The following is a 22,587-nucleotide window of genomic DNA, read 5'->3' as shown; positions in this document are numbered from 1 at the left end:
TTATTAAAGGAGAATCCCCTGTAACGTGCGTTTACAATAGTGGCAAACGTGTAGGTTTAGGAAGCCATCAGGTTTTGAGATGGTTCGGAGTGGCGACCATCTCTAAGCGGAAATTGCTAAATAGCAAACAGACTTAACTAAATTATTCTATAGATATATATGCAGATATAAGTATAAAAATTGACTATTTTTTTAGGTAATAATCTTTATTTATCTTAACTTTAGAATTTGCAGCCCAAACTTAATTGTTGTTACTGAGGCTATTTTAGATTGTAAAAATAAATAATATTATCAGGATTAAATTTAACTAAAACTAACATGAAAATTGTAGTCGCTTCTAAGAATATAACTAAACAGGACAAAGACAAGCATTTTCTAAGTCAAAGAACTTTTTGTGCATACCAAAGGCTTTCGATAAAGCAAGAAGATATTCATAGGATAGGGGATAATCTCTGGGAAATTCACTATTATGATTTAGAAAACAAATATACTTACTTATTGAACTTAGTTCAGGAAATTGATCGGGTAGAAGTTGAGAGAGATGAATTTGAAGAACTAAGGAAAATAGATAATATAAAAGAATTAATAACCCTTCACAAGATTGTAATGCCTACAAGTTCTAGCACTTTTGTTTTACTAATAGACCTCCCAGATTTTGAGGATATGATATACATATAACAGGCAGTACTTATCAAGGAAGCTGATCAGCATTAGTTCTCGAAAAGCCTGTGTGTAAACAACTGTACAATTGTTTACACACGGGCTTGATTACTTTTTGCTTTACTGAACTGAATGCTCGTGCAATGTTACATCTGTTTTGTAAAGTATTACAGAGGTGCAGGGAGAATCACCTATAACTAAATTAAAGTTTCAGTTACCCTGAAAATAAAACATCGATTTCTCGAACTTCTCCCGCCACACGGCTAGAACCTTGCACTTCTCCATAAGGTTTTAGTAATTCTTCCAAGTAGTCTTTTGCAAATTGGTCATGGATAAATCTAGTCATTCAATCAAAAAAATTTATTTAGCTAACGAATTGGCGATCGCCCCACTTACTTTTACTAAAGGTATAATTTGTAATTTATCTGAAACCTCTTTCCATAAGCATTTGAGGTTCGACACTCTCAACATTAGCGATCGCTTCTAACTGAGAAATTCCCGCGATCGCATCAACAATCTTACCTGATTTGGCACGCAACCAAGCGGTATGAGGTGCATAAGCAAGACTTTGTGCAACTTCATAACCTGCTCGATTAATTACCTCGCGTTGCGACTCCACATCAACGCTTTCAGCAAAGCGGATAAAAACCAGTCCAGTTGGTACTGCTAAGGAAGCATTGGATTCTAGTGTATAAACCGGACTCAATATACCCTGTTCTGATTGATTGGGTTCGCCTGAAAAAACTGCGATTGTACCGTCATTAAGTCGTAAAATTGCCCCTATTGCCACAGTGCTGGGTTGATTGTAATGTACTGCATAGTACCCAGGTTTACGAGTGTAAGATACAGCAGTGCGTAGGCTTACATCGCCACTAACGCGAATTTGTTCGGGATACTCAGAAAAATAGTCTTTTTGAAATCTCACTTCAGGAATCAGGGGTAAAGAATACGCCTGTAAAAAATACTCAGCCGGAAAATAAAACATCTTTCTCAAGTTGTAATGATGTTATAGCGTTTTTCAGTGGTACGAAATACATTTTTTTCATCGTGATTCACAGTTATATGCCCCTACTGATAGTGAAGATTCTTAAAGCAACCTGATTTTGAATCTCCTCTTTTCTGGAAAGACTAATCGAAGGTTTGTATGAACTGAGATAGATTAAATTCTGTATCGTAATACACATATAACACATGAAATTAGAAGCATCCATAAAGTAAACGTAAGCCTACGATGGGTACAGCAAGCTTTAAAAGTAAGGCATAATACGGTTTCCCAATACCCAATTCACAATTTTCAAAACATTTAGGAGATTAAACAATGGTTCAGGTTCGCTATGGTGGACAGAATGGGCAACAGTATGAATTTGCTATCAGTAACGAACACGTTGTAGTGCGTACCGAAAGCCGCAGCACTCTTGTCGGTGCAAGATCCTTTGAAGTCGCACCTGTATCACCTATAGCTCGTAGTATCCTCAATCAATTTGAGTTAAAAACACGGTTTCGCCAAGCGGGTGTAGAAATTTTGCAAGCGAAAATTCCAAATCAGGGTGTCGCTTTGCGCGATTATGCCCGTGAAATTCTCAACAGAGAGTCTGAAGTCCAATTTGCCGGACGGGTTCTAATCGATCCAGTATCCCAACAACCTGTAGTCTATACTGAAAACATTTTTGTTAAATTTGATAGCGAAGAAGAGTCAAGACTCTGCCAAGAGGTTTTAAGACGTTACAACTTAACAATTAAACGCCAACTTGAATACGCACGAAATGCTTATTTTGTCAGTGCTATTGCAAATACTGGTATAGCCGTCTTTGACATCGCCGAGAGACTTCTAAATGAGGAATCAGTTGAACTGTGCCATCCTGAACTAGCGCGTGAGTCACGCCAACGTCAGGTTTTCCCGCAGCAATGGCACTTAAAGCAAACAACAATTAATGGTAAGACAATTAACGCTCATGCCAACGTTGAAGCCGCTTGGAAGTTGAGCAATGGCACTGGGACAATTATTGCAATTATCGACGACGGTGTGGATCTCGATCATGAAGAGTTCCGTTCTTCTGGCAAGATTGTTGCCCCGCGTGATGTCACACGTAAAACGAACAATCCCAGACCAGGAAATGATAATAACCACGGTACATCCTGTGCAGGAGTAGCGTGTGCAAACGGCAACTTTGGGGCATCTGGTGTAGCACCGGGTGCAAAACTCATGCCGATTCGTTTAGCTTCGGCACTGGGATCGCAGGATGAAGCAGATGCTTTTGTTTGGGCAGCTCAAAATGGTGCTGATGTCATTTCTTGTAGCTGGGGCCCAGCAGACGGTACTTGGTTTGAGCCAGACGATCCCGCACATAAGCAAAAAGTACCTTTGCCTGATTCCACACGACTTGCTATAGACTTTGCAATCAATAAAGGACGCAATGGCAAGGGCTGTGTAATTTTATTTGCAGCTGGCAATGGTAACGAAAGCGTCGATAATGACGGCTATGCCAGCTATCAAAAGGTGATTGCAGTGGCAGCTTGTAACGATTACGGCACGAGAAGCGCTTACAGTGACTTTGGCCAAGCGGTTTGGTGTGCCTTCCCCAGCAACAATGGTGATATTTCTCAAACCACGGGAATTTGGACAACCGATCGCTCTGGTGTACTTGGTTATAATTCGGGTAATCGAAATCTGGGTGAGGCTTTAGGCAACTATACGAACGAATTTGGCGGAACTTCTAGTTCCTGTCCAGGTGCAGCAGGTGTAGCAGCCTTAATTCTTGCCAGAAACCCAAATCTGCGTTGGGATGAAGTGCGGGATATTTTTAAACGCTCCTGCGATCGCATCGATCAAGGTGGAGGTAAATATGATGCCAATGGTCGCAGCCCCTTTTACGGTTACGGTCGAATCAATGCTCTGAAAGCTGTAGAATTGGCCAAGCCCGCGCAAACATCGCCAATTAGTATTTTCCAGGCAGTGCAAGATATCCCAATTAATGACTTGCAAACATCAACATTATCGGTGGCGATCGCTAATACCACTCTCCTAAAATCCATCAAAGTTAATGTAGATATCGAGCATACTTATATTGGGGATCTTATAGTTACTCTTCTTCCCCCAGTGCAAATAGGCATACTTCCTATAAATCTGCACGATCGCCAAGGTGGAGCTACAGATAATATTAAAACAACTTATGACGAAGTAAACACCCCAAAACTTGCTACCTTTAAAGGTAAAAGTCCCCAAGGAACCTGGACTCTGGAAGTTGCAGATAAAGCAGAAGGAGATACAGGAAAAATTCGCAGCTTGACTATTGAAATGGGATTTTAAGCCAAGCGTATTAGCTTAAGGATTTATTATAGGCCAATACGGTTCAGTTAAGGACTTCTTTCTTATCTTTGCGTCCTTTGCGTCCTTTGCGGTAGCCTGCGGCAAGCCGCTCCGCGTCTACGTTAAAAAAATTGACTTTGGCAAAGAGTTTTAGCCTTAACTGAACTGTATTGTATTATAGGCTGGGTGAGCGATCGCAAAACCCAACCTTTTTGCGTAAATTTCCTGGCGAGTTGAAATTTAAACGCATAGAAAATTACCTTGGAAAATACCCACCCAATCTCTAGCCCTATCAAGGTGATTTTTGTATTCATTACCACCTTTTTACTCGGCAGTTGAGTCTTTTTACTCGGCGGTTGAACCTTTTTACTCGGCGGTTGAGTCTTTTTACTCGGCAGTTGAACCTTTTTACTCCGCAGTTGAACCTTTTTACTCGGCGGTTGAGTCTTTTTACTCGGCAGTTGAGCCTTTTTACTCGGCAGTTGAACCTTTTTGCTCGGAAGTTGGCACACAAGAGCCGAAATCCTGGTTTTTAGGTAGGGGCATTCATGAAAAACTCCACCTTACAAGAAGATGGAGTTTTTGGGCATGGGGAAGAAGTTAGTAATCCCCTATGCCCAATGCCCCAAGCGACGGGGCGACTATCCTTCTCCACCCACGAAGGGATAGAGTTTCCCATCGCTTTCAATGAATTGCCCCAAAGCGTGTCTAGTTTTGCGTAAGTCCTATTGATGAAAAACTATTGTAACGACACAAGACAATCTGTTAGCCGTGAGTCACCGCCTCTTTCGCCAAGAACTTCTCTAATTCTGTCAGCGCATCAGCATCAACCTTAGTTTGCATTGGGCAGAACTTCGGCCCACACATCGAACAAAACTCAGCAGTTTTATAAATATCTGCTGGTAAAGTTTCATCGTGATATTCCTTAGCTCTTTCTGGATCAAGTGATAATTCAAATTGACGGTTCCAATCGAAGTTGTAACGCGCCTTAGAAAGTTCATCATCTCTATCCCTTGCACCAGGGCGATGTCTGGCAATATCAGCCGCATGAGCCGCTATTTTATAGGCAATCAACCCATTTCTGACATCTTCGGCATCTGGTAGACCCAAATGTTCTTTAGGTGTTACATAACACAACATTGCAGTACCGTACCATCCAGCCATTGCGGCTCCAATGGCTGAAGTGATGTGGTCATAACCAGGAGCAATGTCTGTCACCAATGGCCCCAACACATAGAAAGGTGCTTCCGAACACTCTTCCATCTGCTTACGGACGTTGAACTCAATTTGATCCATTGGCACGTGTCCAGGCCCTTCCACCATCACCTGTATATCATCTTCCCAGGCTTTGCGAGTTAGCTGTCCGAGGGTTTTCAATTCAGCTAATTGTGCTTCATCTGAGGCATCATGGGTACAGCCGGGACGCAGGGAATCTCCTAAACTGAAAGAGACATCATACCTTTTGAAAATCTCAATAATATCTTGGAAGTGAGTATAAAGCGGGTTTTGTTTGTGGTGATGTAGCATCCACCGCGCCAAAATCCCGCCACCGCGAGAGACAATACCAGTGAGCCGGTTTCTCACCAAAGGCAAATGTTCAAGCAAAATCCCAGCGTGGATAGTTTGATAGTCTACTCCTTGCTGGGCGTGCTTTTCGATGATATGGAGAAAATCATCAGCAGTCAGATTCTCGATTGTGCCGTGGACGCTTTCTAAAGCTTGGTAGACTGGCACCGTACCAATGGGAACAGGTGAAGCCTTGATGATGGCGGTACGAATTTCATCCAAATTACCGCCGCCAGTGGATAAATCCATCACGGTATCAGCACCGTATTTCACCGCCAGATTTAGCTTATCAACTTCTTCCTGAAGATTAGAAGAGTTGGGGGAAGCACCGATATTAGCATTTACCTTACATTTAGAGGCGATGCCAATAGCCATCGGCTCTAGGTTAGTGTGATTAATATTCGCGGGGATAATCATTCGTCCCCGTGCTACTTCCTCACGAATGAGATCGGCCGGGAGATTTTCCCGTTGGGCGACGTAGTGCATTTCTTCGGTGATAACACCTTGGCGGGCGTAGTGCATTTGAGATACATTAACCTGCCCACGTCGTTTAGCAACCCATTCAGTCCGCATATTGTAATTCCTCAATAAACAGCTTCCCTCCGCTGGTATTACCCAGACTCAGGTGTTAAGGGTGTGATCTCAGCCTCGTTATGTAGGCACCCCTAGCATGGATGTAGTGTAGCACCTTGGTTATATCTGGGGGCAAGGGTGTTAACAATTTATGAGGTAAAACAATTTTGGATTTGAGATTTTAGATTGCTAAAGGTTTAGGCGCGAATTTCATTTGCACAAGGACGACCTTGTTCAACATCGGTAATATTAGCAAAAGTTGTTTCTGCAATATTGTAGAGAGCTTCTGCTGTAAAAAAGGCTTGATGTCCGGTAATCAGTACATTGTGGAACGTTGTCAGACGCTGGAAAATATCATCTTGAATAATTTCGCCAGACAAATCCTCAAAGAACAATTCCGATTCTTGTTCGTAGACATCTACACCGAGATATCCAATTTTACCAGACTTCAATCCCTCAATCACTGCTTGGGTATCAATCAGCGCTCCTCGGCTAGTATTAATTAGCATCACACCTGGCTTAATCTGTTCTATAGCTTCAGTGTTAATCAGGTGATGGGTTTCGGGAGTCAGGGGGCAATGCAGGGAGATAATATCGGAATTGGGAAATAGCTCAGGTAGTTCTACATACTTTCCACCCAGCGCCTCCAATTCTGGATTGCGATAAACGTCATAGGCGAGTAGTTTACAGCCAAACCCCTTCATAATCTGTCCTAAAATCAGACCGATTTTGCCGGTGCCGACAATTCCCACTGTACGCTCATACAAATTAAATCCCAACAGTCCATCTAAAGAAAAATTGCCTTCTCGGACACGGTTGTAGGCACGATGAATTTTGCGATTTAAGCTCAAAATCAATCCTACGGCATGTTCTGCTACTCCATAAGGTGAATAGGCGGGAACACGCACAACGGTAATTCCTAAGTCTGCTGCGGCTTTTAAGTCTACATTGTTAAACCCTGCACAGCGAAGGACAACCAGACGAGTTCCCCGTGAGGCGAGAAGCTCTAAAGTTGTGGCATCAACCTGATCGTGTACAAATACGCAAACCGCCGGAAATCCCGCAGCAAGGATAGCTGTATCTCGATTTAAACGGGGTTCAAAAAACACTAACTCGTGTTGGATGGGAGAATTTGCCGCTGACAAAAACTTCCGATCATAGGCTTTTGTACTGAAAACTGCTACTTTCATGCAAAACCTCAGACTTTATGTATGCTGCACGGTGTTCGAGTACATAATACCTTGACGTTTCAAAAAGCGATGTCTACAACGAGCGTAGCTGCGGCATCTTTGAACATTTTTTAATCGCTACTCTGGTAATGCAATTCTTAGGGGCGCAAGGCCTTGCGCTCCTACCGCGTGGTCTATTTACTGCTCCAAATTACGATGTTTGCCGAATTACTATAAATATGAAACGCTGCATTTCGCTCATATTTCCATCATATTTATTTCTCATAATTTTACCGATCGCCTAATAGTCAATTTTGGCGCAAACAAAATGACAGCAACATCTGAAGAAATCATCCAGCCACGTGAATGGCACAATCTATCGGCATCGAAGGTAGCTCAAAATTTAAACGCAAATCTAGAAACAGGTTTAACTTCAGATGAAGTGGTGAAACGGCGAGAACGTTTTGGTGCTAATGAACTTAAGGGCAAACGTGGAACCAGCCACTATTAAGATTTTTGTGGCAATTTAACCAACCGTTACTGTACATTTTGCTGATTGCGGGTGCAATTAAAGCCTTAATTGGACAATGGGTAAATGCTTGGGTAATTTGGGGCGTCACCTTAATTAATGCGATTATCGGTTTTATTCAAAAATCGAAAGCCGAAAGTGCGTAGGCATAGCCCGCCGCAGGCATCGCAGCCTTAGCTTCTTCAGTACAAACTAATGCAACTATCCTTCGCAACGGTCAAAAGGTACAAGTTCCCTCAACGGAGTTAGTACCTGGGGATTTGGTACTACTCACTTCTAGCGATAAAGTACCAGCGGATTTACGTCTGATCAAATCCCGAAATCTGCAAGTGAATGAATCAGCCCTCACGGGTGAGTCAGTCGCTACTGAAAAAAATACACAGCCATTGAATACAAATGCACCTTTAGCTGAACGCCTCAACATGGCTTATGCTGGTAGCTTTGTTACTTTTGGTACTGGCAGTGGAATTGTGGTGGCGATCGGAGAAGCGACAGAAACCGGACGCATCTCCCAACTCATTGAGCAAGGAACGAGCCTGAAAACTCCCCTAACTCGAAAATTTGATAAATTTAGCCTGCTGTACATCATTCTCGGCATCGCAGCGCTAACATTTGCCGTCGGGCTGGCATACGGCAATACCTGGGCAGAAATGTTTGAAGCGGCTGTTGCCTTTGCGGTGAGTGCATGGTGAAGTTCTCGCTTTTACAGGCAGTGTACTGGCTCAAATGGAGCAATCAGAGCTGGCTACAGCGATAGAAGATGGGGCAGTTTTTGCCCGTGTTTCTCCAGAACAGAAACTTCGCATCGTTGAAGCCCTCCAAGCTAAAGGAGAGGTTGTTGCCATGACTGGGGATGGTGTCAATGATGCACCAGCCTTGAAACAAGCAGATATTGGTATTGCAATGGGAGGTGCTGGTACAGAAGTTGCCAAAGAAGCCTCAGATATGATTTTGACTGATGATAACTTTGCTTCAATAGAAGCCGCCGTCGAGGAAGGGCGCACTGTTTATCGAAATTTGCTCAAAGCGATCGCCTCTGACAGCAATTATTAGTAATGCTCAGTACGGCTTTTTATCTAAATCTACCGATCTGGAGGTGCAACATCAGCGCTTCCAAAAGATTTTTGATATCGCTAAGTCAATGAGTATTCTAGTAAATAATCTGCTGTTTCTGGCACGTTATCAAGGTCAATTACCAGCTGAATCATTACAAGTAATTGACTTAAATAATTTGCTTGTGCAGATAACAGATGATTATGCCACTCAACCAGATGCACAATATCTTAGTTTAGTTTGCAAACTACCAAATAATCGTATAACAGTCCTTGGTGATGCTAATTTGCTTCGTCAAATAGTTTTAAATTTACTTAATAATGCTTGTAAATATACTCCTGTCGGTGGTCAAGTTAAATTACAATTGTTTACCCAATCACATTGGGCTGTAATCGAAATTATAGACAATGGTATTGGTATTCCTGAAGCTGATTTACCATATATTTTCGAGCGATTTTATCGAGTTGATAAAAAGCGTTCTCGTCAAACTGGAGGATTTGGTTTAGGGTTAGCTATTGTCCAACAAATAGTTCAATCTCATGGTGGTAAAATTACTATTAAGAGTGTATTCCAAGAAGGTACAATTTTACAAATTGCTTTGCCTCTAAAGTAAGATTTATAAATTCTGCTTCTATTGTTAAAAGAGAATTCAGAAGTCCAATGCCCAATGCCCCATGCCCAATCATTACCGATATATTATTTTTTACAAACCCTATGGCGTTCTCAGCCAGTTTACAAAAGATGCCCCCACACATAGCACCCTAAAAGATTATATTAATGTGTCTGATGTGTATCCTGTGGGACGCTTAGACTGGGATAGTGAAGGGTTGCTGCTGTTAACAAACGATGGACAATTGCAACATCGCCTCGCCCATCCACGTTTTGGTCATAAACGTACTTACTGGGTACAGGTAGAGCGAATTCCCGATGCAGATGCTATTAAGAAATTGCAAATAGGTGTGGAAATTCAAGATTATCGCACTCAACCAGCAGAAGTTAGGCTTTTACCAGAAGAACCACAGCTACCTGAACGCACCCCACCAATTAGATTTCGCAAAAATGTACCGACAGCTTGGCTGGAAATGACTTTGACAGAGGGAAAAAACCGCCAAGTACGCCGTATGACTGCGGCTGTCGGGTTTCCAACTTTGCGACTGGTCAGGGTCAGCATAGCTCACCTACAGTTAGATGACCTACAATTGGGTCAATGGCGCGACCTCACCGCCTCTGAACTCCAATTTCTGCATAATTTTAATAAATCGAAAAGTTTTCCCTTAAAAACCACCCCATAATACTAATTCTATCGTGTTCGGTTAAAGACTTATCAAAACCCAACATTTTTATAGCTTTGTTGGGTTGCGCTTTGCTTCACTCGATCTACAATTTTTCTTAACCAAAGCGTATTGCAATCTACTAGTACAACACGGCGGAAATAAACCAATCATTCCAACTCAACGAAACCCTTATGCTGTATTCATTTTTAATTTTTAATTTTTAATTCCGCCTTGCGGTACTAGGGATTTCCAACATTACTAAATTTCTTTATACCATGAATTCCCAGCCAAGCTCCTCCAGAGGAGATTAACAACAACGGTGTTAACCAATCACCCCAACGCACATATAAAGTCTGTGTCTGTCGCCGATAAATTGTTTCAGCATGAGTTTCGTAGGTATTATATCCAGACATCCATAAGGTTTTGCCATGAGGATTTACAAAGGCTGAATATCCAGTATTAGTTGCCCGTGCTGACCAGCGATCGCTTTCAATAGCCCGCATGATATCCTGTGCATGATGCTGAAATGGCATGGATGCAGTGTAATGGGCATCGTTAGAAGAACTGAGAATAAATTGCCCACCCGCCGCCGCTTGACGGCGAAATTGTTCAGGAAAAGCAGATTCATAACATATACTAGCGATCGCGCGACCAAAAGGAGTGTCAAATAGCTGATTTGCTGAACCAGCAACTTGGTGTGCATCCAAAGGCGACAAGCGTTGAACTATCCCGCCTAAAATTCCTTCAAAGGGAATATATTCTCCCAAAGGTACTAGTTTGGACTTATCGTAGCGGCTGACAATTTCACCTTTAGCATTGAAAGTAAACAAGCTAATTGTATAACTGTCTCCTCGTTCGCCAAAAGCCCCAATCCAAGCAACTACGCCTTTGTCCTTCACTGCTGCGACTAAGGCAGTTTGCATCAAGTTGCGCTGGAAAATAGGTAAGGCTCCTTCTGGGGTGAGAACTGCATCTACACCTTGGTCTGCTAAAGTTAAATACCCATTAGTGTAATTTTCTTGAGCGCGACGAAACCCTTCGGAACTTCGTAAAAGTCGGTTCGGAATATTACCTTGAACAATCCCCACTTTTAAGGCCGCTTCTGGAGGTTGGGCGATGGGACGACTGTATAAGAAAAAACCGATGAGGTGTAAGGTAATTAATAATCCTGTGGCGATAACCCAGTATTTATTAACGAACCGCCAAGGCGCAGAGGACGCAGAGAAAATCTTGGCGTCCTTGGCGTCTTCTCTAGGAGATGCTTCGCGAAGGCGGTTCGTCCATCCTTCCGCAATTAACCCATTTACAGCAACGATCGCAGCTGTCACAGTATTAGGCCCAGAGAGTTGCCCCAGATGTACAATTACGAGATTATGCGGGCTTTGGGTGTAAGCCAGGGAACTCCACCACAGAGGGCCAGCACTCCACAGACTCTCTAAGCCGCACCAGACGGCTGTACCAATCAGGACACGTAACCACGGTTTTTTTCCACCCAGGCGAACCATTACAGCCGCCCAAATAGTAAGAAATACCCCACCCAAGACACTGATAAATCCCCAACAAAAAAGCGTGATTGCCAAGCTTGGCAACCAAGGAACGCCCAACCATGTCATCGGATGAATTCCGGTAATCCAGAATAGGGCGACACCGTGAAAACCAATACCCCACAGGAAAGCCGGAGGGAATTGGTTTTTACCTTTGGCTGAAGTGACAACTAGCACCCATAAGGGAACTATGGCAATCCAAGCCAGGAACCATGCACCTACTGGGGCTACAGTTAGCCCCATTAAAATGCCGCTAGCTAAGGCGATTAAATAAGGGAGTAAGGTGGTTAACCTCTCCCCCTGCTTTTTATTCTGCTTCTTCTGCATCGGCAGCATCAGGTGGAACTATTGCTACTCCGGTAATAGCGTCATCTTCATCTAAACGCTGTACTCTGACTCCAGTTGCCGATCGCGATTGGATAGAAATTGCATTCACTGCTTGACGGATGATAATACCGCGATTTGTCACCATCATGATTTCATCATCATCGTTGTTGACAATGCGTAGGGTTGCTAGCTTGTCTTTGGTTTTGCGGTTTTTGAACTTGGTTGCCATTAAACCCTGACCAGCACGATTTTGTAGTCGGAACTGGGCAACGGGTACGCGCTTACCATATCCTCCCATTGTAATTACCAACACCCAAGGGCCAACAATGCCACTGCTAGGCACTTCTGCGGATTCTTCAGTCGTTTCGGTAATTTCGATATCTTCTGTTTCGATTGTTTCGATTGTTTCGATTGTTTCGATTGCTTCGATATCTTCTGTTTCGGCTATTTCGGCTTCTGTAACATCCAAAGTTTCAAGAATTGCTGCGGGTAGAATATCCATACCCACGAGTTCATCTTTATTTTTGAGTTTCATGGCTTTTACCCCACGAGTCGCCCTACTTAAAGGACGCAGTTGTTCGTGGTTGCACCGGAAGTTAATCGCCATCCCGTTACGAGAACCAATGATTACACTGTCCTCGACTCTGGCACGTCGCACCCAGCGCAGTTGGTCGCCTTCTTCTAAGGAAATGGCAATCAAGCCATTGGCGCGAATATGACTAAAGGCTGCCAATTCGGTTTTCTTGATATTGCCGCCCTTAGTGAGCATGACCAGATATTCTTCGCTGCTAAACTCGTCAACGGGTACAATCGAGGTGATTTTTTCCTCTTTGGGAATCGGTAACATCTGGACGATTGGTGTCCCGCGACTGGTACGCGAACTCGCTGGAATTTGATAAGCTCTCAGGCAATAAACAACACCACGCTCACTAAAGAATAAAATACTGTCGTGATCGCAGCAAGTCAAAAAATGCTCAATGGTATCATCATCTTTCACCTTGGCTGCGGCTTTACCTCTGGTAGCACGGCTTTGCGCTTCAAAGGTGTTGACTGGCATCCGTTTGATGTAGCCTTGCTCTGTCACCAGAATTATCGCTTTTTCATTGGCAATGAGGTCGCGATCGTCTAATTCCCCTTCTCCTGGTAAAATTACTGTGCGGCGGGGTGTGGCAAAGTTAGTTTTCAGTTGTCCAACTTCGGTTTCGATAATTTCTAGCACTCTCTCCCGGCGTGCCAAAATATCCTGCAAGTCGGTAATCTTCGCTTGTAATTCGTCGTGTTCCAAACGAATTTTGTCTGCTTCTAAGGCAGTCAAGCGCCGCAATTGCATTTGCAAAATCGCATCTGCTTGCACTTCTGAAAGTCCGTAAGTTGTGATTAACTCACCTTTAGCTGTGGGCGCATCGGGCGCATGGCGAATCAAGACAATAATTGGATCTAATTGGGATAGGGCAATTAATAACCCTTGGAGGAGATGATCGCGTTCTTCGGCTTTCCGCAGTTCGTAACGGGTGCGTCTGGCAATGGATTCGATGCGGAAATCCAAGAAGACGGTTAAGAACTGCTTGAGGGTGAGTACTTGGGGTTCGCTATTCACCAACGCCAGCATATTTGCGCCGAAGTTGGCTTGCAGTGGTGTTTGCTTGTAGAGGTTGTTTAGAACGACGCGAGGATAAGCATCACGTTTGAGTTCGATCACAACTCGCATCCCGTCGCGATCGCTTTCATCCCGGATATCTGCAATCCCTTCTAGACGCTTCTCGTTCACCATTTCGGCGATTTTTTCAATCAGCGCCGCTTTGTTGGTTTGATAGGGCAATTCGGTGATGATAATTGCTTCTCTATCTGGGCGTCCCCGTTGTTCAACGGTTTCAATGTTAGCTACACCACGCATGGTAATGGAACCACGCCCAGTAGTGTAAGCTTCTCGAATGGCTGATGTCCCCAAAATTTGCGCCCCAGTTGGAAAATCTGGGCCGTGGACATACTGCATTAATTCGAGATCGGTGATTTCTGGATTGTGGATCACTGCCACCAAAGCATCGATCAATTCGCCCAAATTGTGGGGGGGAATGTTGGTGGCCATGCCCACGGCAATCCCAGAGGAACCGTTAAGCAATAACTGGGGAATCCGTGCTGGTAAAACTGTGGGTTCTTGCTGGGAACCGTCGAAGTTATCGGCAAAGTCTACGGTTTCTAATTCGATGTCGTGGAGTAGACCAGCGCTAGTTAAAGCTTGCAACCGACATTCGGTGTACCGCATGGCGGCTGGCGGATCGTTGTCTACCGAACCAAAGTTACCATGCCCGTTAACTAGGGGCGATCGCATGGAAAAATCCTGTGCCATCCGCACCAAGGCATCATACACAGCCGTGTCACCGTGGGGGTGATATTTACCCAATACTTCCCCCACCACACGGGCGCATTTCTTAAAGGGGCGATCGTGGAGCAGACCTAGCTCGTGCATTGCGTAGAGAATGCGGCGATGCACAGGTTTGAGTCCATCCCTGGCATCTGGCAACGCCCGACCCACTATCACGCTCATGGCGTATTCCAGATAAGACTGCGACATTTCGGTTCGCAAGTCTATCGGGATAATCCTCTCCTGTGAGGTTGTCATAACCTAAAAATCTCCAAAAATCGTAGATTTTAGCTTTTTTACTCAACAAAGCGCAAAATTATTCTAAATTGCTCTTGAATAATTGCTATAATTTGATACAATTCTATCATATATTGCTTTTTTATGCCTGGGCAGCTAACTCAGCCGCTTGTTTGATCCGTAGCTTCTCTCGGGGATTTGAGTTGAGATGCAATCAGAGGAACTTTAGGGGCAAGAAAAAATCCAATCAAACTGGCAAAAAGGATTGGGGTAAAGGGACTCAAATTAGTCAGTTTTGACAATAGCAAAGTCGTACTTATAGGTGTGCGGGTTACGGCTGCGTTGACAGCCGCCATTGTACAAATCATGGCAAGGGCTGGATCGAGTCCCGGGATTAAGACTGCTACTGCTTTACCAATGCAAGCACCAGTGAAAAATAGGGGAATGATAAATCCACCGCGCCACCCACCTGTTACCGTAATGCTAATGGCAGCCATTTTCCCAAGAGCTAGAGTTAAGAGAAAAACAGCACTAAAGTTAGCAGTCAGGACTGAATCTAACTCTTCATGTCCAAAATAACGTGTGAGGGGTAATAAAACTGCTAAACTGCCAAGTCCCACTCCTGCTAGTGTTGTGCGTACATATATGGGAACAGGAGTTGGTGCGCCCAGACGTGAAACAGCTTGCCAAAAGGCATCGCAGCCGCGAAAAATGCCCATAAAAATCCATCCCGCCACCGCTCCGATAATTCCAAACGCGATCGCGATCGCAAAATCATCAATCCTTTCTAAGTGATACTGAGGAAAATGCCAAGTGGGGGCAATACCCAAATGTGTAATTGCTGCAAACACCAGATAGCTAGCGCAACTCGAAACAATGGCTGGCATTAAGGCTTCGTAATATTCCACAATATGCTCGTGGTGCAAAATCTCCAAAGCGAACATTGCACCGCCAAGAGGTGCGCCAAACAACGCAGTGAAGCCAGCCGCCATTGCTGCTAAACTCATGGTTCTGAGGTCTTCACCTTGGAGTTTTAAGCGATCGGCAATCCAAGTACCAAAAGAACCTGTTACCTGTACGAGTGGTGCTTCTGGACCAGCACTACCGCCTGCTGAGATGCTGACTAGAGAAGCAAGAATCATTGAAGGATTTTTGCGAACATCTAGGCGTCCGCCACGAAAATGAATATTATCAACAATCACAGCGATTTCACCGGGATTTCCCAAAAAATGAATCACCAGACCGATAACTAAACCGCTAAGTGGCATCACTATCAGCAGGCTAAAACCCTCAAATGGCTGGAGTCTGTGAGTTAAAAACTCTAGAATATTCCAGTACAAGGCTGCAAATAGACCACCAGCAGTCCCCACAACTACCCAGCGAATCGTCCACTGCGAAATCATTAGGGGATTACGCTTTACCAGTCCAAAAAGTTGAGCAAATGTCCAGCGTTGAGTTTGATTGTTGGAGGGAGGCTTGTTTGGTAACACTGCTTATTTCCTATTTGTGAAACCTAGAGTACTGAATATTTACGCTTTTTATGGAAAAGGCTATTTAGTTTAGTGAATCATTTTTGGTCTACAAAGAGCGATATTTTTGACGGCCCATAAAAAGGGGCGTACATCTATCTGTACGCCCCTAAAATATTTATCTGCGTAGGCGTAGCCCAACCTAGGCATCGCACCCTCTTTAACGAGAGTAAGGATTATTGAAAGTTTCCCAAGCAGCAATAGCCGCCTTTTGCACACGAAAACTGAAGTCCACGACATCTTTCATCAATAAGTGCCAGTTTCTCTCGGCTTCATCCTGAATTACCGCCCAAGAGTTTTCTAAGCGATCGCGTTGCATCAGTTTCCTTCCTTCAATTAATTCCCGTGCTTGGCGCACAACTTTCAAATAGGTTTCACGGGTGAGAGTACCTGCTGAATCAGCCTCAGCTTGAGCGCGTCTTTTTAACGCCTCAATTAACGCTTTGGTTTCGCGCTTCACCTCATCAGTTTCACCAGCCATTTCGGTGTCCACTAATTTGTCGGTTTCAGAATTTATTTTTACAATTACTATGGATTCAGTAGATTCGATATTGTTAGAATTCATACTTAAAACATCCTTAATTGCAAAGTTTACTCTCCAATAAAAATTGCACCCCGTTCTAATAGTCATTAGTCATTATTTATTTCACAAAGAACAAATTACAAATGACTAATGACAAATTAATAAGCTTTTGTTGGCAATTTTTGCTCTAATTTTAGTAATGCAGCAACTCGCATTTCTGTAGCAGGGTGACTGGAGAATAAGTTACCCAGAAACTGTCCAGAAATGGAATTGATAATTAATAACGGCTCATAAGCTGGATTAGCATTTAAAGGCATTTGCTTTGCTGAAGCTTCTAAGCGTTGCAATGCCCTAGCTAAGGCGCGGGAATTACCAGTTAATCTCGCAGAACCTGCATCAGCAGAAAATTCTCGTGTGCGCGAAATTGCTAGCTGAATGATTGTTGCAGCCACCGGCGCAAGCATGACTGTTAATAAAACTCCTATTGGATTTCCACCTCTATTGTCATCTCGCGAACCACCACCAAACCATAGGCTGTAACTAACCATTTGGGCTAGGAATGAGATCGCACCAGCCACAGTTGCAGCAACGGCTTGTGTCAACGTGTCACGATTAATAATATGGGTTAGCTCGTGGGCGATAACACCTTCAAGTTCATCGTCTGGCAATATATTTAGAATACCTTCAGTGACAGCCACAGCAGCGTGTTCTGGATCGCGACCTGTAGCGAAAGCGTTAGCACCTTGGCTGGGAACAATGTAAACTTTAGGCATAGGAATGTTAGCGCGATCGCTCAATCTCTGCACCATCCGATAAAGTCCTGGTGCTTCCCTTTCACTCACAGGTTGCGCCTGGTATACTGCTAAGGCAATTTTATCTGATTGATACCAGGAAAACAGGTTTGTAACTGCTGCCAAGCCAATCCCGATAATCAAGCCGCTAGAACCACCAATTACCCAGTAACTAATTGCAATCAAAAGACCACTTAGCGCAGCAAGCATTGCAGCCGTTTTCAATTGATTTGTCATATTTTGCTCTCCTGCTAATGCTGTGTAAATGTTTGAGAAAACAGCATTACTTCAGCTACATTTTGATTTTATCTAGCTCAATTTAGATATATGGTACAGAAAACCTATCAGATAAGTACGGTTTTCCTACTTAAGTTTTAGTCATAGAATTAATATCTATAAATACTAAAAACGCATCCATCTATAGGAATAAATTGTTTATTTAGATAGAAATTACAAGGGCGATACTGAGGTTTACCTATGCCTACGCCATTAGTTAATATCCAGTTACTTATACAGGTTCTGAGTCTATTCCTTGTGCTTGATATATTTGTTGGGAAAATAGCTGAAAATCTAATTCGCACGCCTTCAAAGCTTCAGTAGCTTGTGAGTATTTTGGGGTATCAAACAAATCGCGATCGCGAATTTTTGGCAACCAAGAACGCAGTTTCGTTAGTTCCGCCTCATTCTCTTCCAGTTCTGCAAAAGTGAGGTTACTTATTTTCCGTTCCTCGCTCAATTCGTTATGCAAATCTTGACATTGCCCCAAAAACTCTTGATATTCTTGGTCTGCCTGCTGTTGGAAACGCTCTACCAGCATAACGTTTTGCTCAGGTTCGTCAATCCCAATAGTGAATAAATCTGCTTCACCGCCACCTGCTGTAATGTCTGCTTTCAATTCTTTTAAATAGCTCTGCAAGTCTTCTCGCTGTGGTAGCAAACACACCGACTGCTGTAAGTAAAGTGCGCCCAATCCCTTAAGTTTACGCCAAACATACACCCGTTGCGTTGAAGGTTGTGCAGGTACTTTGTACACCAATAGATTCCAAGATTTTCTATCCATATAGTTATTGTAACAAGTGTTGCATTCGATTTAATATTGCTGTCTGAGTTTATGAAACATCTATTGCATTAAAAACATTATCAATCTGAACTATAAAGTTGGCAGCATTGACTGGAGTCCCATTATCCAAAGGATGCAACCTCAGGAGGATTGTCACTTACCTACATATTCAGGGGACTTGAAAACTGTTTTACTAAATCATGCTGGCTTGGCTCAACATCCTCAAGGCGAGAAAGCTTATCAGATGGTGAGGGAAATTGCCCGATTGACTACCTTCAGTGATGCAGAAATTACTTATTGGTTCTCAAGAATTATAGAACAGCTCAGTATACAGAATTAGTATAAGTACTATTGAATTACGAATTACGAGTTATTTTAATCTGTATCCTCAACAAATGATTTCAATCGGGCTGTAACTCTTAATTTACTAAGCCTTCGTACCAGTAACAAAGCTTGTTGTTTATATAATGCTACTGGTAGCTGTCCAGGCAAATTATGCATCAACTCTCTAGCAGTGCCGATGCTACATCCTGATATTATACTTATTTCATTTGCACCATCAAAAATAGCATCTTGGGCTAAAACTTTTTCGATTTGCACCTGCCAAGTTCGAGGAAACATTTCACCTCGCTCAATCCGCTGAAGGCTATTGCTATTTGCCAGAACAATCAGGCGATCGCCAACAGCAAGTTGTGTATGATCAGAAGGCATTAACTTAACAGGCGATCGCTTGAGGTTTTGGTATAGAATTGGTACAACTCCATAACCATAAGCAACCTCAGCTAATAGTAATCCATTTAGTGTATCTCCAGCTTCAATCATGTACTCTACTACCAAAATAGTTTGAGTATCGAAGTTAAACAAGCTGAGAATATTTTCTCCAAAAGCCGCAGCAGCAAATACTTCTGCTGAAATTGCAGAGGTGCAAATAACTTGGGCATAAGGAAACAATCGTGCGACGTTATCACGAAAGTATTGGTCGTAAGTCCGAATAATCACACGAGTTGTCGGACTCTTAGCGTATGCCATCAAAGCTATTTCCAGATTCTCCATATCATCGTCTGTAACGACAATGACACTTTTACTATTAGCGAGATTCACTTTGCCTAGAGCATCGGCAATATTATCAATAATCAGTGGTATTTTGTTGAGAAAATCGGCATTGAGTGCTGTGCTGCTAATACCTACCAAAGGTTGCTTAAACTCTTGTAATAAAGCCGCGACTCGCTGACCGACACGATTTAATCCAATCAGTACAACATGGTCTTTTTGGGGGATTGATGGCTGGTAACTATTGAAAAATTTAAACCTTGAACTTAACAAAGCATCAGTTAGCAACGCATATAAAACCCCAACAAAAGCTATACCTGTTAAAGTTAGTGCGAGGCTAAACAATCGCAACCACCCTGGCATATTCGCCGCTGGCTCTGGTGGCGTTTTAAAATTTACACCGCCAAATATATCTCCGTATCCTCCTAAAAGCAAGACAACAGTAGCATAAAAGGCTTCTATTATGTTACTTCCAGGATAATTTAAGATATAGATAATTGTTCCAAAACACCAAAGAAAAAGTACTGTAACTCCACAGATAATTGCCACCCGTAAACTTTGATAACGATAGAATGTTCGCGAGATATCTGCTATTTTCTGTTTGAAATTATTCCAAGCTCTGCCTAATACAATCTCTTGCCATAGCTGCTGCCAGTTGTACTTACGCACAGTAGCAAGTTGTTTCAAACTTTTAAGTTGCTCTGTGACTTCGATATAAATAATCGTATCACCTGGGTGTAACGTCGCTTCTGGTTCCCACTGATGAAATTCTTTAGACAAGGGAGATGAATCATTAGCGTGATTTAATACCCGACGAGATAAGGTATTCAGTTCATGTATACGCCATTTATTACCCCAGTTATCACTCATTTTAACCTGACGCTTTACTACCCGAAATTGGCGTTCCTCCAGTTGGAAATATCCGAGATTATCATCTCCAAGTGCTGCAACAGCAAAGCCAGAAGCAGAAATTTGATTTGGCTCAAAGGCAATAAAATTACCAAGAGTTTGACTTAAAAGTTCATTGAGATTTTGTTTATTAGAACGTACAACCAGGCGAACTTGAGGATTTAAAAGCCTTGCAGCAAAGGCAGCTTCTATATTTACCCGCTCATTACCAGTGACTAAAAGTACAGTTCTGCACTCACTAATATTTGCTTGTTCTAAAACACTGCTTTGACGGCAATCTCCGATTAATAACTGTTCTAATAAACTTGATAAATTTGATACCTGCAAATTTTTTGGTTGTTCTTGATCAATAGCATTGACAATAGCACCATACTCTTTCAGGACTGCAACACAATGCTGACCCAAACTTCCTAGCCCACAAACTAAAAATCGATCTAGTTTTGTTTGAGAATCTTTAATAGGCTGAGAATTAGTTTCTGATGATGGCAGCATATAATACCGCCAATGATACACATTATTTACTTATATCGTAAAATACCAAAGATATTGAGCCATAGCAAAAATGGTATTATTAATTTGATTAAACTATCAACGGCGATGGAGCTCGCCAAAACCGCCTTTCCAGCGCGATAAACTCTCTTCTGGAAGGCTGATGGCTCCTACTTTCCTTGCTAGCTGCGGGAGAGTAGGGCTGGGCTAAATGCATTACCTGACTCCCCTGTAGAAAGTATCTGTCTACAAATCGCACCTCAAGGAGTCATGGTATGAAACACTTTCGCCAGTTTGAACCATTTATTGCTTTACCCCACTTAATCAAGTGGTTGCCCATCTCCTTTGTGGTCGGCATTCTTGCTGGAACAGCTTCTGCGGCTCTTTTAGCATCATTGGAATGGGCAACTGATTGGCGAGAATCGCATCAGTGGATTATCGCCTTGCTTCCCCTTGGCGGCTTCTTAAGTGGTTGGATTTATCATCAATTTGGGCGGACTGTAGAAGCTGGAAATAACCTTTTACTGGAAGAAATTCATAATCCTAAAAATATTATTCCCTTCCGTATGGCTCCTCTTGTTTTACTAGGAACAGACCTTACCCATTTTTTTGGGGGTTCAGCCGGTCGTGAAGGTACAGCATTACAAATGGGTGCTTCTTTAGCAGACCAGTTAACTAAAATATTGCATTTCAAAGGGTCTAATCGGCGAATTTTGCTAACAGCAGGTATCAGTGGAGGATTCGCTTCAGTTTTCGGTACTCCCTTAGCTGGAACCGTATTTGGTCTAGAAGTTTTAGCAATTGGGAAGATTCATTACGACGCTCTTTTTCCTTCTTTAATTGCTGCGATCGTTGGAAATCAAGTCACCTTACTATTAGGTTTACATCATACAGCATATCGACACGCTCCCTCTATACCGACGCTCACAATTTGGGGATTAATTTCTGCCATTATCGCAGGTGCAATTTTTGGAATTGTCGCGAGATTTTTTGCGAAAGTAACTCACCAAATTAGTCACTTATTTAAAGCAAAAATATCTTATCCTCCAATGCGTCCTTTTATCGGCGGTGCAATGATAGCAGTAATTGTTGGGTTGAGTGGTACAACTAAATACATTGGGCTTGGTATCCCTACTATTGTTGATTCTTTTTTCACTCAGCTACCTCCTTGGGATTTTGCAGCAAAATTAGGTCTGACTGCTTTAACTTTGGGAGCAGGTTTTAAAGGAGGTGAAGTAACACCTCTATTTTTTATTGGTGCTACTTTAGGTAATGCTTTATCGCTGCTTTTAGCATTACCTGCACCACTCTTAGCAGGAATGGGATTTGTGGGTGTATTTGCGGGTGCAGCAAATACACCTATAGCATCAACCTTAATGGGAATTGAACTATTTGGTCTGGAATCAGGAATATTTATTGCTATTGGTTGTGTAGTCAGCTATTTATTTTCAGGTCATTCTGGAATTTACTCTGCACAGCGTATTGGGTTGAGTAAATACTCTACTGTATATTTAGAAGAAGGGTTGACTTTGGCTAATTATGGACGAGTAAAAGTTGAACCAAAAATTGATTTACCTGATGATAGGGAATAAGAAAGAAGTAATTATGAAAAATAATTTTTTGATGTAATTAATT

Annotated in this window: 18 protein-coding genes, 2 pseudogenes and 2 riboswitches; of the genes and pseudogenes, 8 read left to right on the top strand and 12 right to left on the bottom strand. The window is 42.8% G+C overall.

What is annotated here, in order from left to right; genetic code table 11:
* Nucleotides 1-318 precede the first annotated feature (318 nt).
* A complete protein-coding gene (locus tag HWQ43_RS08230) occupies nucleotides 319-678 on the top strand; it encodes a hypothetical protein (protein ID WP_292732035.1) in 360 nt (119 codons plus the stop codon).
* A 196-nt stretch (nucleotides 679-874) separates the two neighbouring features.
* On the opposite strand, the gene HWQ43_RS08225 is transcribed toward HWQ43_RS08230, so the two are convergent.
* Nucleotides 875-1,006, bottom strand: a complete 132-nt coding sequence (locus HWQ43_RS08225) for a hypothetical protein (RefSeq protein ID WP_292732046.1) — start codon at nucleotides 1,004-1,006, stop codon at nucleotides 875-877.
* Between the two features lie 75 nt (nucleotides 1,007-1,081).
* Nucleotides 1,082-1,645 carry a hypothetical protein gene (locus HWQ43_RS08220; protein WP_292732034.1) on the bottom strand — a complete coding sequence of 188 codons (564 nt, stop codon included), beginning with the start codon at nucleotides 1,643-1,645 and terminating at the stop codon, nucleotides 1,082-1,084.
* 333 nt (nucleotides 1,646-1,978) lie between these two features.
* Here HWQ43_RS08220 and HWQ43_RS08215 point away from each other — a divergent pair, with 333 nt between their 5' ends.
* A complete protein-coding gene (locus HWQ43_RS08215; protein ID WP_292732033.1) occupies nucleotides 1,979-3,967 on the top strand; it encodes a S8 family serine peptidase in 1,989 nt (662 codons plus the stop codon).
* 122 nt (nucleotides 3,968-4,089) lie between these two features.
* Here the strand turns inward: HWQ43_RS08215 and HWQ43_RS08210 are convergent, their stop codons facing one another.
* Nucleotides 4,090-4,479 carry a hypothetical protein gene (locus tag HWQ43_RS08210; RefSeq protein WP_292732032.1) on the bottom strand — a complete coding sequence of 130 codons (390 nt, stop codon included), beginning with the start codon at nucleotides 4,477-4,479 and terminating at the stop codon, nucleotides 4,090-4,092.
* Nucleotides 4,480-4,515: 36 nt separating this feature from the next.
* On the opposite strand from HWQ43_RS08210, the gene HWQ43_RS08205 reads away from it, so the two are divergent.
* A complete protein-coding gene (locus tag HWQ43_RS08205; RefSeq protein WP_292732031.1) occupies nucleotides 4,516-4,689 on the top strand; it encodes a hypothetical protein in 174 nt (57 codons plus the stop codon).
* Between the two features lie 43 nt (nucleotides 4,690-4,732).
* Here HWQ43_RS08205 and thiC read toward each other — a convergent pair whose 3' ends face one another.
* Together thiC and HWQ43_RS08195 are read right to left on the bottom strand one after the other, a co-directional pair.
* The gene (gene thiC / locus HWQ43_RS08200) at nucleotides 4,733-6,106 is read right to left on the bottom strand and encodes a phosphomethylpyrimidine synthase (protein WP_292732030.1); all 1,374 of its coding nucleotides are present in this window, start codon (nucleotides 6,104-6,106) and stop codon (nucleotides 4,733-4,735) included.
* 7 nt (nucleotides 6,107-6,113) lie between these two features.
* Nucleotides 6,114-6,210, bottom strand: a riboswitch (TPP riboswitch).
* A 93-nt stretch (nucleotides 6,211-6,303) separates the two neighbouring features.
* Nucleotides 6,304-7,296 carry a 2-hydroxyacid dehydrogenase gene (locus tag HWQ43_RS08195; protein ID WP_292732029.1) on the bottom strand — a complete coding sequence of 331 codons (993 nt, stop codon included), beginning with the start codon at nucleotides 7,294-7,296 and terminating at the stop codon, nucleotides 6,304-6,306.
* Nucleotides 7,297-7,603: 307 nt separating this feature from the next.
* Here HWQ43_RS08195 and HWQ43_RS08190 point away from each other — a divergent pair.
* The 3 genes and pseudogenes from HWQ43_RS08190 to HWQ43_RS08180 form a co-directional block, all read left to right on the top strand.
* Nucleotides 7,604-8,839, top strand: a pseudogene (locus tag HWQ43_RS08190) (HAD-IC family P-type ATPase); the annotation flags it as partial.
* Nucleotides 8,832-9,470, top strand: a pseudogene (locus HWQ43_RS08185) (HAMP domain-containing sensor histidine kinase); the annotation flags it as partial. The pseudogenes HWQ43_RS08190 and HWQ43_RS08185, both read left to right, overlap by 8 nt.
* 61 nt (nucleotides 9,471-9,531) lie before the next feature.
* A complete protein-coding gene (locus tag HWQ43_RS08180; protein WP_292732027.1) occupies nucleotides 9,532-10,149 on the top strand; it encodes an rRNA large subunit pseudouridine synthase E in 618 nt (205 codons plus the stop codon).
* 221 nt (nucleotides 10,150-10,370) lie between these two features.
* Here the strand turns inward: HWQ43_RS08180 and lnt are convergent, their stop codons facing one another.
* The 6 genes from lnt to HWQ43_RS08150 all read right to left on the bottom strand — a co-directional run bounded on the left by lnt (nucleotide 10,371) and on the right by HWQ43_RS08150 (nucleotide 18,504).
* On the bottom strand, nucleotides 10,371-12,002 hold the full coding sequence (lnt, locus tag HWQ43_RS08175) for an apolipoprotein N-acyltransferase (protein WP_292732026.1): 1,632 nt from the start codon (nucleotides 12,000-12,002) through the stop codon (nucleotides 10,371-10,373).
* Nucleotides 11,983-14,622 carry a DNA topoisomerase (ATP-hydrolyzing) subunit A gene (gene gyrA, locus HWQ43_RS08170; RefSeq protein ID WP_292732025.1) on the bottom strand — a complete coding sequence of 880 codons (2,640 nt, stop codon included), beginning with the start codon at nucleotides 14,620-14,622 and terminating at the stop codon, nucleotides 11,983-11,985. The genes lnt and gyrA overlap by 20 nt, the downstream gene beginning before the upstream one ends.
* A gap of 140 nt (nucleotides 14,623-14,762) precedes the next feature.
* The gene (locus HWQ43_RS08165; protein ID WP_292732024.1) at nucleotides 14,763-16,091 is read right to left on the bottom strand and encodes a chloride channel protein; all 1,329 of its coding nucleotides are present in this window, start codon (nucleotides 16,089-16,091) and stop codon (nucleotides 14,763-14,765) included.
* A gap of 199 nt (nucleotides 16,092-16,290) precedes the next feature.
* The gene (locus tag HWQ43_RS08160) at nucleotides 16,291-16,695 is read right to left on the bottom strand and encodes a hypothetical protein (RefSeq protein WP_292732023.1); all 405 of its coding nucleotides are present in this window, start codon (nucleotides 16,693-16,695) and stop codon (nucleotides 16,291-16,293) included.
* A 116-nt stretch (nucleotides 16,696-16,811) separates the two neighbouring features.
* Nucleotides 16,812-17,681, bottom strand: a complete 870-nt coding sequence (locus HWQ43_RS08155; RefSeq protein ID WP_292732022.1) for a zinc metalloprotease HtpX — start codon at nucleotides 17,679-17,681, stop codon at nucleotides 16,812-16,814.
* A gap of 271 nt (nucleotides 17,682-17,952) precedes the next feature.
* On the bottom strand, nucleotides 17,953-18,504 hold the full coding sequence (locus tag HWQ43_RS08150; protein ID WP_292732021.1) for a Chromate resistance protein ChrB: 552 nt from the start codon (nucleotides 18,502-18,504) through the stop codon (nucleotides 17,953-17,955).
* A 133-nt stretch (nucleotides 18,505-18,637) separates the two neighbouring features.
* On the opposite strand from HWQ43_RS08150, the gene HWQ43_RS08145 reads away from it, so the two are divergent.
* Nucleotides 18,638-18,844 carry a hypothetical protein gene (locus tag HWQ43_RS08145; protein ID WP_292732020.1) on the top strand — a complete coding sequence of 69 codons (207 nt, stop codon included), beginning with the start codon at nucleotides 18,638-18,640 and terminating at the stop codon, nucleotides 18,842-18,844.
* Between the two features lie 35 nt (nucleotides 18,845-18,879).
* Here the strand turns inward: HWQ43_RS08145 and HWQ43_RS08140 are convergent, their stop codons facing one another.
* Nucleotides 18,880-20,955 carry a TrkA family potassium uptake protein gene (locus HWQ43_RS08140; protein WP_292732019.1) on the bottom strand — a complete coding sequence of 692 codons (2,076 nt, stop codon included), beginning with the start codon at nucleotides 20,953-20,955 and terminating at the stop codon, nucleotides 18,880-18,882.
* Nucleotides 20,956-21,047: 92 nt separating this feature from the next.
* A riboswitch (Fluoride riboswitch) is annotated at nucleotides 21,048-21,132 on the top strand.
* Between the two features lie 95 nt (nucleotides 21,133-21,227).
* Here HWQ43_RS08140 and HWQ43_RS08135 point away from each other — a divergent pair.
* Nucleotides 21,228-22,544 (top strand): voltage-gated chloride channel family protein, encoded by a 1,317-nt coding sequence (locus HWQ43_RS08135; protein WP_292732018.1) that lies wholly within the window; start codon nucleotides 21,228-21,230, stop codon nucleotides 22,542-22,544.
* Nucleotides 22,545-22,587: the final 43 nt, after the last annotated feature.

This window comes from Nostoc sp. JL31, assembly GCF_017114965.1.
GTDB classification, from domain to species: Bacteria; Cyanobacteriota; Cyanobacteriia; order Cyanobacteriales; family Nostocaceae; genus Nostoc; species Nostoc punctiforme_A.
This window is presented reverse-complemented; position numbering and strand designations above follow the sequence as displayed.